We start from the raw sequence: 13,190 nt of genomic DNA on the forward strand, positions 1-13,190 counted from the left end.
CAGCCGCCGGAGCCCAGCCCCAGCCCCGGAGGAGTCAGAGCCAGCCGCGCTGCACGGCCTGCACGCCGGCCTGGAACCGGGTGACGGCGCCGAGCTGCTCCATGAGGCTGCGAACCTTGCGTTCGACGGTGCGCTGGCTGATGCCGACGCGGGCGGCGATCGTCGCGTCGGTGGCGCCGGCGGCGAGCAGGCTGAGGATGAGGTGGGTCTGCCGGTTGAGGGCGCCGTCGTCGACCATCGGGGTGGCCAGCCGCCAGACGCTCTCGGCCAGGCCCGACAGGGCCAGCACGAACCGGCGGTCGTGCACGAGCAGGCAGCCCTGCCCGGAGCTGTCGTAGGAGGTGAGGTCGACGATCGCGGCGGAGGTGTCCGCGACGACGACCGAGAACGCGAGGCCGCGGGCGAACCGGCAGTCCTCCCCGGAGCGGCGTCGCTCGGTGAGGATGTCGGTGGCGCGGGGCAGGTCGAGCACGGAGGCGTCGTACGTGGCGCGCATCCGCAGCGGCCGGCCGTGGCTGTTGGTCCACCGGCCGCGGTGGGAGGCGGGGTCGCGCCCGAACAGGTGCGCGGTGAGCGGCGAATCCTCCCGGAAGGACACGACCTCGTGTTCGGCCGACGAGACGACGTGCTCGGAGGCGTCGTACAGCTCCTGCAGGTTGTTGAGCACGACGATGCCCTCGCCGCCCTCCGCGGAGCTCTGCCGCGCGTTGCGGTAGACGCGGGCCAACTCGGCCGAGATCGCGCGGGTCGTCGCCGCCCGGGTCTCGAGCTGCCCCGCCAGCGCGGTCAACGTGATGTCCGGCGGCAGCGCCTCCCACTGCGCGGCCCCGGTGCTGCGCAACAGGCCGAGACCCTGCAGCTCGGCCGTCGCCGCGGAGACCGTGTCGGCCTCGAAGCCGAACTCGGCGAGCTCACGTTCGGTGATGCCGGGGTGCCGCACGGCGAGCAGGTACACCTCGGTGGTCGTCCCGGGCGGCAGCGCGGCGGACAGCGGCAGACTGAGCAGGCCCGGGTCGACGCTCGGTGCGGGCCTGGTCACGTCAACCTCCTCGGTGGACCATTTCGCGGCCCGGATCGATGTACTCGCCCGGCACAGTAGCGAACTCGGCGTCACCACAGGCAGCCGTCGGAGTGCTGTGGGGAGCCGGTGAGCAGGCCGGGGGCGCGAGTGAATATTCACTTGTATGACGAATTATCCGAAGGGCCCCGGGTCCGGCCCGGTGCGGCACCATAGCTCGATAAACGCACTCGCCGGCCGCCGCTGAGCCCACAGCACGCCGCCGACGCCGCTCGGGAAGCCCTGGCCACAGTGCAACCCGCCACAACCTGGCCGCCCCTCTTTACCTCGGGGGGTGTGGTTTGCCATTGTGAGCAACAGCTGCTCGCGCGTGGTCCCATCGCGCGAGGCAGCGCCTGCGTCGGGAGTATCGGTCCCCCTGTGCACTTCCGGCGCGGAAGGCGTCGCCCCCGGGAGGGTCCCCCCTGTCTCCCGGGGGCTTCGCGTGTCTGCGGCTCCCGGCCAATAGGGTAGGGCGCGTGAAGGTCCTCGTCGTCGGTTCCGGTGCCCGCGAGCACGCCATCGTCGTCGCGTTGGGGCGCGACCCGGACGTCGCCCAGATCCACGCGGTGCCAGGCAATCCCGGCATCGCGGCGCAGGCGCGGTGCCACGAGCTGGCCGAGGGCATCGACGACGGCGCGGCGGTCGCGGCGCTGGCGGGGCGTCTCGGTGTCGACCTGGTCGTCATCGGCCCGGAGGCGCCGCTGGTGGCGGGGGTCGCCGACGCGGTGCGCGCGGCCGGCATCGCCTGCTTCGGCCCGTCGCGGGAGGCGGCCCGGCTCGAGGGCAGCAAGGCCTTCGCCAAGGAGGTCATGGCCGCCGCCGACGTGCCGACCGCCCGCTCCCACGTGTGCGCCACCCTCGAAGAGGTCATGGACGGGCTCGACGCGTTCGGGCCGCCGTACGTCGTCAAGGACGACGGGCTGGCCGCCGGTAAGGGCGTGGTCGTCACCGACAACCGCGCCCAGGCGTTGGCGCACGCGGCGCAGTGTCTGGAGCGGTCGGTCTCCCCGGGCGAGTCGGCCCCGCAGGTCGTCATCGAGGAGTTCCTCGACGGGCCCGAGATCTCGCTGTTCTGCATCACCGACGGTCAGACCGTCGTACCGCTGGCGCCCGCGCAGGACTTCAAGCGTCTGCTCGACGGTGACGAGGGCCCGAACACCGGTGGCATGGGCGCGTACTCGCCGCTGCCGTGGATCCCGGACGGGCTGGCGCGAGACGTCCTCACCCGTATCGCGGAGCCGACGGTGCGCGAGATGGCCCACCGAGGCACCTCGTTCGCCGGCGTGCTCTACGTCGGGCTCGCGCTGACCTCCCGGGGCCTGCGGGTCGTCGAGTTCAACGCCCGCTTCGGCGATCCCGAAACGCAGGTGGTGCTCGACCGGCTGCGTAGCCCGCTCGGGGCGCTGCTCATGGCCGCCGCGACCGGCACGCTCGAGGCGGTCGGCGAGCCGGGTTGGCACTCGCACTCCAGCGTCACGGTGGTGCTCGCCGCGAACGGCTACCCGCAGGGGCCGCGCCGCGGCGACGCGATCACCGGCACCGAGCACGTGCCAGCGCCGGCGTACGTGCTGCACGCCGGCACCCGCCGCGACGACGGCGGCGACCTGCTCTCGCACGGCGGGCGGGTGCTCACCGTCGTCGCCCCCGGCGACGATCTCGACGAGGCCCGGGAACGCGCCTACGCGGCACTCGACGTCATCGAGCTGCGCGGCGGCCAGTACCGCACCGACATCGCCCTGCGCGCCGCCCGCGGCGACGTGCAGGTGCCGGCGAGGTGAGTGGCATGACCGAGGAGACCGCCGCGAGCCTGCCCGGCTACGAACACGTCTACTCCGGCAAGGTGCGCGACCTCTACGCGCCGATCGACCCCGCGACCGGAGCATCCGACCCCACGCGGCTGCTGCTCGTCGCGTCCGACCGCATCTCGGCCTACGACTGGGTGCTCGACAGCGAGATCCCCGACAAGGGCGCGATCCTCACGCAGCTGTCGCTGTGGTGGTTCGAGCGGCTGGCCGACCTCGTGCCCAACCACGTCGTCTCCACCGACGTGCCGGAGGCGGTCGCCGGCCGCGCCGTGCTCGTGCGCCGCTTGGAGATGGTGCCGGTCGAGGCCATCGGCCGGGCGTACCTGACCGGCAGCGGGCTCGCGGAATACGTCGAGCGCGGGTCGGTGTGCGGGGTGGCCCTGCCGGGCGGTCTCGTGGAGGCGTCGCGGCTGCCGGAGCCGATCTTCACGCCGACGACGAAGGCGCCGCTCGGCAGTCACGACGAGCCGATCACGTACGCACAGGTGGTGGCGCAGGTCGGGGAGCGAACCGCCTCCGGGCTGCGGAAGCTGACGACCGCGATCCTCGCGCGCGGCAACGAGATCGCAGCCGAGCGCGGCATCCTCATCGCCGACACCAAGGTGGAGTTCGGCATCGAGCCCGACGGCTCGCTCGTGCTCGCCGACGAGGTGCTCACCCCCGACTCGAGCCGGTTCTGGCCGGCCGCCGACTGGGTCGAGGGGCGCGTGCAGCGTTCGTACGACAAGCAGTTCGTGCGCGACTGGCTCACCTCGCCGGAGTCGGGCTGGGACCGCCGCGGCGATCAGCCTCCGCCCGCGCTGCCGCAGCACGTCGTCGAGGCCACCCGCGACACCTACGTCGCCGCCTACGAGTCGCTGACCGGCCGCCGCTTCGCCTGAGCGCGTAGGCCGCCCGGCGACGGCCCGGCGGCCGCTCGGCGGCGAACTGTGGGCGCCGAGAGCCCGACACCGCTCGCTCTGCGGTCCGGGCGACCAGGTGCCCGAACCGCAGAGCGGCCCGCCGGACGAGCGACGGTTACTCGTGCACGGGCGAGTCCCCGCCGCCGGTGTGCGGGCCGCGGTGGGAGTAGTCGGGCGCGGGCACGTCGCCGACGCCGCGGGCCAGGCGGGAACGCTTGCGCGAGTAGGTGAAGTAGATGACGAGGCCGAGCACCAGCCACACCCCGAAGCGCACCCACGTGTCCAGCGGCAGCGTGAGCGCGAGGTACATGCAGCACGCCGCGGCGAGGTAGGGCACGAACGGGCTGAACGGCACCTTGAACGAGCGCTGCAGGTCGGGGCGGCGCCGCCGCAGGATCGGCACGGCGATCGAGACGAGCGTGAACGCCGTCAGCGTGCCGATGTTGACCATCTCCTCGAGCATGCCGATGGGAGTCAGCGACGCGACGAGGGCGACGAGGGTGCCGAGGGCCACCGTGATCTTCACCGGCGTGCCGGTGCGCGGGTTCGTCGTGCCCCAGGAGGCGGGCAGCAGCCAGTCGCGGCACATGGCGAACACGACGCGGGTGGCGCCGATGATGAGCGTCATGACGACGGTCGTCAGGCCCGCGACGGCGCCGGCGGAGATGAGCACCGCGTAGCCGCCGCGTCCGACCGTCTCGAAGGCCTTGGCGAGGGAGGCGGTCGGCGCGATCTGGTCGTGCGGCTGCATGCCGGTGATGACGAGGCTGACCGCAACGTAGAGGATCGTGCAGATGACCAGCGAGCCGATGATGCCGATCGGCAGGTCGCGCTGGGGGTTGCGGGCCTCCTCGGCGGTGGTCGCGACGACGTCGAAGCCGATGTAGGCGAAGAACACGAGCGAGGCGGCGGCGAAGATGCCCATGACGCCGAACGTGCTGGGCTGGAATCCGAAGAGCGTCTGCAGCAGCGGGGCGTGCCAGATGCCGGTGGTGGCCTGCGCGGCGGGCTCCGCCGGCGGGATGAACGGCGAGTAGTTCGCGGTGTTGATGAAGCCGATGCCGGCGACGATGACGAACAGCACGATGAAGACCTTGATGGCCACGAGCACGAGGTTGACCCGCATCGACTCCTTGATGCCCAGGGCGACCAGCGCCGTCAGCACCGCGACGAGCAGCAGCGCGGGCAGGTCGAACCGCGAGCCCGAGGAGATCGCCGCGGGCAGCTCGACGCCGAGTTGGCCGAGGAACGTCGACAGGTAGGCCGACCAGCCCTGGGCCACGACGGCGGAGCCGAGCAGGAGTTCGAGCAGCAGGTCCCAGCCGATGATCCAGGCGACGAACTCACCGAGGGTGGCGTAGGAGAACGTGTAGGCGGAGCCGGAGACGGGCACGGTCGACGCGAATTCGGCGTAGCACAGCGCGGCGAGGCCGCACGTCACGGCGGCGAGCACGAAACTGATGACGACCGAGGGTCCGGCGAGGGAGGCGGCGGCGCGGCCCGCCACGGTGAAGATGCCGGCGCCGATGACGACACCGACTCCGAACACGGTGAGATCGAGTGCGCTGAGTCGCTTCTTCAGCTGATACTCGGACTCCTGGGTTTCGGCGATCGATTCCTCGATCGTCTTCGTGCGAAAAATGCTGCGGTCGTTGCTCATCGTGACCTCGGGTTGGGAACGGACCGACGGATTGCGGCGACTCAACGTACTGCGGGGGGGGGGCCCACGTGCGCGGATCGGCTAGCGGTCGGAACGACGCGCCCTCGCGCCGGAACGACACGCCGGCGCGTCGGGACGACACGCCCTCGCGCCGGCTGGAATTCGCGGAGGACGAGGGCGGCGGCGTGACCGTGCTCGCCGACGGGCACCCGCAGTCGTACGTCGACCCCCACGACCCCGAGCTGCTCGTGTTCGAGTACGTCCAGCACCTCGCGGCGTGCCTCGACGCGCTGCCGGAGGCGGCGCCGGCGCGGCTGGCGATCACGCACGTCGGCGGCGCGGGGCTGAGCGTGCCGCGGTACGTGCAGCACACCCGCCCCGGCTCGCCGCAGATCGTGCTCGAGCCCGACGAGGATCTCACCGCCCGGGTTCGCCGGGAGCTGCCGCTGCCGCGTGGGCATCGGATCCGGGTGCGGCCGCTGCCCGGTCGCGCGGGCGTCACGGGGCTGCGCCCGGCCTCGGCCGACGTGCTCGTGCTCGACGCCTTCGCCGACGGCCGGGTGCCGGCCGACCTCACCACCCTCGAGGCGTTCTGCGATGTCGCCCGGGTGCTGCGGCCCGGCGGCCTGTGGCTGGGCAACCTCGCCGACGAGCCGAGCCGCGGCTACATCGCGCGCGTGGCCGCCGGCGCCCACGCCGCCGGGCTGACCCACCAGCTGCTCGTCGCGACCCACGACGTGCTCAAGGGGCGCCGCTTCGGCAACAGCGTGCTCGCCGCCTCCGATCAACCCCTCGACGCCGATGAGCTGGGGCGACGCCTGCGGCGGGTCAGTGCGCCGAGCGGCGTGCTGGCGCCCGCGAGGCTGGCGCGGCTGCGGGCCTCGGCGCGGCCCCTGACCGACTCCGACGCGCATCGGTCCGCGCCGCCTCCGGACCCCGGCCGGTGGCGGGCGCGGTAAATAAGTGACGAAGACGCGCGATTATTCCCATTCCGGGGAGTAACCTCGCGCACTGTCGTCACCGGACGGCCCGGGTGGACACCCCACCCGACCCCTCCTGCCACTGGAGCCCGTATGACAACCGACCCGGCGCGATCCGCCGCAACCTCCGCGCACGTCGACTCCCGCACCGACCGGGGTTTCTTCGGTCACCCCATCGGGTTGTCGAACCTGTTCTTCGTCGAGCTGTGGGAGCGATTCTCCTACTACGGCATGCGCGCGATCCTCGTCTACTACCTGTACGACGAGATCCGCAACGGCGGCCTCGGCATCCCGCAGGAGACGGCCCAGTCGGTCGTCGCGGTCTACGGCGCGAGCGTCTACCTGCTGTCGATCATCGGTGGGCTCGCGGCCGACCGGATCATCGGCGCCCGGCGCTCGGTGCTCTACGGCGGCGTCGTCATCATGGCCGGACACATCAGCCTGGCCATTCCCGGCGCCTTCTTCAGCTGGCTCGGCATCGCGCTCGTCGCGCTCGGCACCGGCCTGCTCAAGCCGAACATCTCCGCGATCGTCGGGAGCCTGTACGACCAGGACGACCCGCGCCGCGACGGCGGCTTCCAGATCTTCTACATGTCGATCAACATCGGCGCGTTCTTCTCGCCGTTCGTCGTGTCGTTCCTGCGGGCGCAGTGGGGCTACCACGCCGGGTTCGCGGCGGCCGCGGTCGGCATGGGCCTGGCGCTGATCACGTTCGTGCTCGGCCGCAAGCACCTGCGCGGAGCCGGTGACGACGTGCCCAACCCGCTGGCGCCGCACGAGCGGACCCGGTTGGCGCTCGGCGCGGTCGCGGCGATCGTGGGTTTCGCGGCGGTGCTCTGGCTCGCGACGCTGTGGAACCCCACGCCGGTCAGCGCGGCGATCGACGCCATCTCGATCGTGTGCATCGTCACGCCGATCATCTACTTCACGGTGATGTTCAAGAGCGAGAAGGTCAGCGACCAGGAGCGCTCCCACCTGACGGCCTACATCCCGCTGTGGATCGGCGCGGCGATGTTCTTCATGATCTTCGAGCAGGCCGCCGGCAAGATGGCGAGCTTCGCCGAACAGAACACCGACCTGGGCGGCTGGATCCTGCCCGAGTGGTACCAGTCGATCAACCCGATCACGATCATCGTGCTCGCGCCGCTGTTCGGCCTGCTGTGGACCCGCCGCGCCGGCCGGTTCCCCTCGACCGCCTTCAAGTTCGCGCTCGCGGTGCTCATCATCGGGCTGAGCGCGCTGATGATGAGCGCGGCGTTCGCGGCCTACCCCGTCTCCGGCGGGGCGAACCGGGCCCCGTTCTACGTGCTCGGCCTCGTGTTCGTCGTGCAGACCGTCGCCGAGCTGTGCCTGTCGCCGGTCGGGCTGGCGGCCACGACGCTGCTCGCGCCGCGTGCGTTCGCGAGCCAGGCGATGGCCCTGTGGTTCCTCGCCTCCTCGGCCGGCCAGGCCGTCGGCGCCCAGAGCATCAAGCTCATGGCCGACCTGCCCGACAGCACGTACTACCTGGTCATCGGCGGTATCACGATCGTCATCTCCGGCATCCTCTTCGCCCTTGTGCCGTGGACCCGCAACAAGATGCAGGACGTCGAAGACCGCAAGCGCGCCGCCTACGACCGCGAGGCCGCGCACTCCGGCTGAGCTGAGCGGGCCGGCCGGGCCGACCCCTGGAGCGGGCCCGGCCCCGGCGCTGGCCCGGCCCCGGCCCCGGCCGGCGGTTGAGCACATCAAGACCGGTCGGGCCGCGTCGCCCCGTCACCGGAGACGAAACTGGCTTACATACTCGCCCGCGCCCTCCGGCTCAGGCAGCGCCCCGAGGCTGTGAGCAGCGCTTTTGTGTGAGCACGTGAGGCGCCGGATCGAGTGTGTAAGCCAACTTCGTCTCACCCCCGATACACGCCCCGAGCCGAGAGCTCGTTGCCGAGGGAACGCGCGGCCGCCGGCCCGGCCCGTGACCGACGACCTGGTTGACAACTCGGCGTGCCGGGGCGCAGCAGGCGGGGTTACACCTCAGGCGTCGGGACCGGGGGCTCGAAGGCCAGCACCGGCGGCAGCGGGCCGCGCCAGGGTTCGACCTGCACGAGCACCTGCTGGCCGGTGCAGCCCTGGGCGAGGCGGGAGGCGCCGACGTCGGGGGTGAGCACGTTGGGGTTGCCGTGCACGCACGCACCCTCGGGCAGGCCGTGCTCGCCCGCCTCCGGGCCGTGCCGAGACGGGTCGTAGGGGTCGTACCAGGCCCCGGTCGACAGCTGCACGACGCCGGGAGACAGGTCGTCGCTGAGCCGGGCCCCGGCCAGGCAGGCGCCGCGGTCGTTGCTGACGAGCACGACGTCGCTGTCGGCGATGCCGCGCGCGGCCGCGTCCTGCGGGTGCAGGCGGATCGGTTCGCGCCCGGCGACCTTGCTCGCCTGCGACGTGGCGCCGTGGTCGAGCTGGCTGTGCAGGCGGGTCGCGGGCTGGTTGGCGACCAGGTGCAGCGGCCAGCGACGCGCCCGCTCGCCGCCGAGCCACTCCTGCGGTTCGAGCCAGGTGGGCTGCCCCGGGCAGTCGTCGTAGCCGAACCCGGCGATCCGCTCGCTGGCCAGCTCGATGCGGCCCGACGGGGTCGTCAACGGCGCGCCCTGCGGGTCCGCCCGGAAGGCGGCGAGCAGCGTCAGCGGCGCCGTGCGCGGCAGGTCGACGAAACCGTCGGACCAGAAGCGCTCGAAGCCGGGCAGCTGCGGCGGCTCGACTCCGCGCGGCAGGGTGCGACCCGCCTCCAGGTCGGCGCGCCACGTCTCGTAGAGGTGCGCGATCCACTCCGGCGTCGTGCGGCCCTGCGTGAACTCGGCCTCGACCCCGAGCCGCCGCGCCAGCACCGCGTACGTGTCGTAGTCGTCGCGCGCCTGCGCGAACCGCGGGGTGACGGCCCGCATCGCGGTGAGCCGGGCCGCGGCGCGGGTGCCGGCGAGGTCGTCGCGCTCCAGCGCCGTGGTCGAGGGGAGCACGACGTCGGCGTGGCGGGCCATCGCGGTCCAGTACGGGTCGGAGACGACGAGCGTGTCGAGCTGCCCCAGTGCGCGCCGCAGCCGGCGCAGATCCTGATGGTGGTGGAACGGGTTGCCGCCCGCCCAATGCACCAACCGGATGTCGGGATAGGCGTATCGGCCTCCGTCGTAGTCGAATTCGCCTCCCGGACGGAGCAGCATGTCGCTGACACGCGCGACCGGGATGAACTCACGCACCGCGTTGAGCCCCTGCGGCAGCGACGGCAGCGCGACGACCGAGGGCGCGATGCCGGCCTTGTTCATCGACCCGTAGCCGCTGCCGAAACCGCCTCCCGGCAGGCCGATCCGGCCCAGGCACGCGGCCAGCGCCAGGCCCGCCCACAGCGCCTGCTCGCCGTGCCGGATGCGCTGCAGCGACCAGCCGACGGTCACCAGCGACCGGCGCCCCGCGAGCAGCCGCGCGCACTCGGCGATGACCTCCGGCTCCACCCCGCAGATGCCCGCCGCCCAGCGGGTGTCCTTGACCTGCCCGTCGCGCTCGCCGCGCACGTCGGCGAGCAGCGCGTCGCCGCCCACGCAGTACCGGCGCAGGAAGTCGTGGTCGATCGCGCCGTCGGCGTCGAGGCAGCCGATGAGCCCGAGGAGGAACGCCACGTCGGTGCCGGGGCGGATCGGCAGCCAGCCCACCGCCCCGCCTCCCGCGCGCTGAGGCGCCCGCGTCGACGGCCCGACACCATCGACGGCGTCGGGCCGCAGACCCGCACCCATGGCGCGCATCCCGGCGGCGTCGAGTGGCGCTGCGCCCGCCAGTCCCGGCAGGTCGTCGCGCAGCGGGCTCACCGACACCATCCGCACGCCCGCCGCCAGCGCGCGCGCGATCCCGCCCGGCACCGGATGGTCGGCCGAGCCGCCGGAGTCGGTGCCGGTGTTCTTCACGGGCACTCCACCGAGGCACAGCATCACCTGGGTGTGCTCGGCGATGACGTCCCAGGTGGTCGCGAACTGCGTGACGACCGACTCCGGAGCCAGCACGTGCGGCAGGAAGACCTCCGATGCTCCCGTCGAGTACGAGTTGACCGACCGGGTGTAGCCGCCGAGGCAGTTGAGAAAGCGGTGCAGCTGCGACTGCGCGTGGTGGAACCGGCCCGCGCTGGCCCAGCCGTAGGAGCCGCCGTAGATCGCGGAATTGCCGTGCTCGCGGCGCACCCGGTCGTATTCGGCGGCGAGCGCGTCGAGCACCTCGTCCCAGCCCGGCTCCACGAAATCCTGCGTCGTGCGGTCGCGCGGGCCGGGGCCGCCCTCGAGCCACGAGCGGCGCACCGCGGGCCGCGCCACCCGGCTCCGGTGCCGCACCGAGCCGGGAATGTTGCCCAGCAACGGAGACGGAGCCCGATCGCCCGCCCAGGGCCGCACCCCGACGACCTCCCCGTCACGGGAGTGCGCGCTGAACAGCCCCCAGTGCGCCGCGGAGGCCGTGCCCGCGGGGGCCGGCTCGGCTGCCAGGTCGGGGCGCGTCGTCAGATCGGGATTCGCCATATCGCCATGCTGACATCGACCCCCGACAGGCTCGACCGGCGCACCGGTCGGGCCGACCCACCGACCGCTCGGCCTCAGCCGTCGGCGGCCGCGTCCTGCACGAGGAGCGCCACCTGCACGCGGTTGGACAGGCCGAGCTTGGCCAGGATGCTCGACACGTGCGCCTTGACGGTCGGCACGCCGAGGTAGAGCTCCCGGGAGATGTCGGCGTTCGAGCCGCCGTGCGCGAGCGCCCGCGCCACCTGCAGCTCCCGCTCGGTCAGCCGCGCCAGCTGAACGCGGGCCTTCGCGGCCCGGTCGTCGGCCGGCGGCCCCTGGCTGACCTGGCGCACGAGCAGCGCGGTCACCGACGGCGAGAGCGCGTGGTCGCCGGCGACGACCTCGTGCACGGCCGCCACGAGCCGGTCCGGGGGAGTGTCCTTGAGAACGAACCCGCGGGCCCCGACGCGCAGCGCCTCGAGCACGTACGCGTCGGCGTCGAAGGTCGTCAGCACGAGCACCTTGGTGTCCGGATAACGCGCCAGCAGGTCGCGAGTCGCGGTGAGCCCGTCGACGCGGGCCATGCGGATGTCCATGAGCACGACGTCGGGTCGGTGCCGGCCGACGAGCGGCACGGCCTGGTCGCCGTCGTCGCCCTCGGCGACGACCTCGACGCCGTCGGGGCCACCGAGCATCATCCGCAGCCCCGCCCGCACGAGCGGATCGTCGTCGACGAGCACGACCCGCGGTCGCTCAGTCGTCGTCATTGCCGTCTCCCCGAGCGGCACGCCCACCCGTCCGCCCGTCCGCTGCCGGTCTGTCGGCGGCGTCGTGGCGGCGCGGGGGCGCCGAGGACGACTCGGCGGTCCCGGCAGGCTCGAGCTGGGGCGCACGTTCGGCACCGGGGCGGGAGTCCTTGGGCCACGGCAGCCACACTTCCACGACGAACCGCGCGCCGCGGGCAGCGGCGTCGAAACGGCCGCCCGCGAGTTGCACGCGCTCGGCCATCCCGGTCAGGCCGCGACCCCCCGAGGGCAGCGTGTCCTGCTGGGATACCAGGGGATTGGTGAGGGTCAGCGTGAGCCCGTGCCCCGGCCCACCGGCGATCGCCACCGTCGCGTCGGCGCCGGGGGCGTGCTTGCGGGCGTTGGTCAGGGCCTCCTGCACGACCCGGTAGGCGTGCCGTCCGGTGCTCGCCGGCAGGCTCACCGACCGCGCCCACAGCGCCGGGTCGGCCTCCAGCCGCACCGGCTGCCCGCTGCTGGTCACCTCCGCGACGAGCGAGGGGATCGCCGACAGCCCCGGCTGCGGCGCCTCCACCGGCTGGCTCCCGGAGCCGGTCGCCTCGTCCTCGCGCAGCACCCCGAGCACCTCCCGCAGCTCCTCGAGGGCTTGATGCGCGCCCGCTCGCACGATCTCGGCCGCGGCCCGGCGATCGGCCTCCGGCAGGTCGCTGCGGTGCGCGAGCACCCCGGCGTGCATCGCGACGAGCGAGAGCCGGTGGGCGAGCACGTCGTGCATCTCCCGGGCGATCCGGGCTCGCTCGGCCAGGCGCGCCTGCGCGACCCGCGCCGCCTGCTCGCTGGTCGCGGTGCGCGCCTGGGTACGCCAGCTGCGGATGAGCTCGCGACGCGACCCGACGTTCCAGCCGAGCAAGATGCACACGACGTAGATGAGCACGATGAACCCCAGGCTCAGCGACAGGTCGACGAGCAGACCGGTGCCGGTCGAGGGGTCGCGCATGCCCAGGATCGGGGTCACGACGGCCTCGCCGAACAGGTCCACGACGAGCTTGACGCCCGTGACCAGCAGGATCGAGGGCAGATGTCGCCGGGTCGCCAGCGACGTCAACGCCAGCAGCGAGGCCGGCGAGGACGACATGGACACGACGCACAACACCGCGGTGAACAGCGCGACGGCCAGCGGCCGGCGGCGCCGGAAGGCCACCGCGACGACCGCGACCTGCCCCAGCACGAGGTCGACGAACAGCAGCGCCGGCGCCGCCGCATGCGGCTGCGCCTGGTCGGCGCCCCAGAGGCCCGCGACGAACGAGGCCGCGAAACTCCACAGCGCCAGGCCGGCGAGCCACACGATCGCCAGCCGCCACGCGTGCCCCCACACGGGCAAGCGGTTCGGGTCGTAGGTGGTGTCGTCGCCGACAGCGCCGTCACGATCGCGCGGGCCGTCATCCGGCGGGCCGACCCGCCAGGAGCGTTCGAGCCGCGCGCGCAGACCGGCGGGGGTGGAGGCGGGAGCCATACCGATCAACCCTAGGTGCCCT

General features: G+C 73.0%; 9 protein-coding genes. 4 read left to right on the top strand and 5 right to left on the bottom strand.

Features of this window, described 5'->3' with window-relative positions; translation table 11 throughout:
• Positions 1 to 34 precede the first annotated feature (34 nt).
• A complete protein-coding gene (locus PINTE_RS01300; RefSeq protein ID WP_068425125.1) occupies positions 35 to 1,039 on the bottom strand; it encodes a helix-turn-helix transcriptional regulator in 1,005 nt (334 codons plus the stop codon).
• A gap of 497 nt (positions 1,040 to 1,536) precedes the next feature.
• Here PINTE_RS01300 and purD point away from each other — a divergent pair, with 497 nt between their 5' ends.
• Both purD and PINTE_RS01310 read left to right on the top strand, forming a co-directional pair.
• The gene (purD, locus tag PINTE_RS01305; RefSeq protein WP_068425128.1) at positions 1,537 to 2,838 is read left to right on the top strand and encodes a phosphoribosylamine--glycine ligase; all 1,302 of its coding nucleotides are present in this window, start codon (positions 1,537 to 1,539) and stop codon (positions 2,836 to 2,838) included.
• Positions 2,839 to 2,843: 5 nt separating this feature from the next.
• Entirely contained in the window at positions 2,844 to 3,746 is a 903-nt protein-coding gene (locus tag PINTE_RS01310) for a phosphoribosylaminoimidazolesuccinocarboxamide synthase (RefSeq protein WP_068425131.1), read from the top strand.
• A gap of 136 nt (positions 3,747 to 3,882) precedes the next feature.
• Here the strand turns inward: PINTE_RS01310 and PINTE_RS01315 are convergent, their stop codons facing one another.
• Entirely contained in the window at positions 3,883 to 5,427 is a 1,545-nt protein-coding gene (locus PINTE_RS01315) for an APC family permease (RefSeq protein WP_068425134.1), read from the bottom strand.
• A 185-nt stretch (positions 5,428 to 5,612) separates the two neighbouring features.
• Here PINTE_RS01315 and PINTE_RS01320 point away from each other — a divergent pair, with 185 nt between their 5' ends.
• Positions 5,613 to 6,386 carry a spermidine synthase gene (locus PINTE_RS01320; protein ID WP_245642739.1) on the top strand — a complete coding sequence of 258 codons (774 nt, stop codon included), beginning with the start codon at positions 5,613 to 5,615 and terminating at the stop codon, positions 6,384 to 6,386.
• A 114-nt stretch (positions 6,387 to 6,500) separates the two neighbouring features.
• A complete protein-coding gene (locus PINTE_RS01325) occupies positions 6,501 to 8,048 on the top strand; it encodes a peptide MFS transporter (RefSeq protein ID WP_068425137.1) in 1,548 nt (515 codons plus the stop codon).
• Positions 8,049 to 8,410: 362 nt separating this feature from the next.
• Here PINTE_RS01325 and PINTE_RS01330 read toward each other — a convergent pair whose 3' ends face one another.
• The 3 genes from PINTE_RS01330 to PINTE_RS01340 all read right to left on the bottom strand — a co-directional run bounded on the left by PINTE_RS01330 (position 8,411) and on the right by PINTE_RS01340 (position 13,168).
• Positions 8,411 to 10,930, bottom strand: a complete 2,520-nt coding sequence (locus tag PINTE_RS01330; RefSeq protein ID WP_084343079.1) for a molybdopterin-dependent oxidoreductase — start codon at positions 10,928 to 10,930, stop codon at positions 8,411 to 8,413.
• Positions 10,931 to 11,004: 74 nt separating this feature from the next.
• Positions 11,005 to 11,676 carry a response regulator gene (locus PINTE_RS01335; RefSeq protein WP_068425282.1) on the bottom strand — a complete coding sequence of 224 codons (672 nt, stop codon included), beginning with the start codon at positions 11,674 to 11,676 and terminating at the stop codon, positions 11,005 to 11,007.
• Entirely contained in the window at positions 11,663 to 13,168 is a 1,506-nt protein-coding gene (locus tag PINTE_RS01340) for a sensor histidine kinase (protein ID WP_068425140.1), read from the bottom strand. Before PINTE_RS01340 ends, PINTE_RS01335 begins: the two co-directional genes overlap by 14 nt.
• Positions 13,169 to 13,190 lie beyond the last annotated feature (22 nt).

Origin of the sequence: Piscicoccus intestinalis NBRC 104926 (genome assembly GCF_001515525.1) — a bacterium.
Classification (GTDB): Bacteria; Actinomycetota; Actinomycetes; order Actinomycetales; family Dermatophilaceae; genus Kineosphaera; species Kineosphaera intestinalis.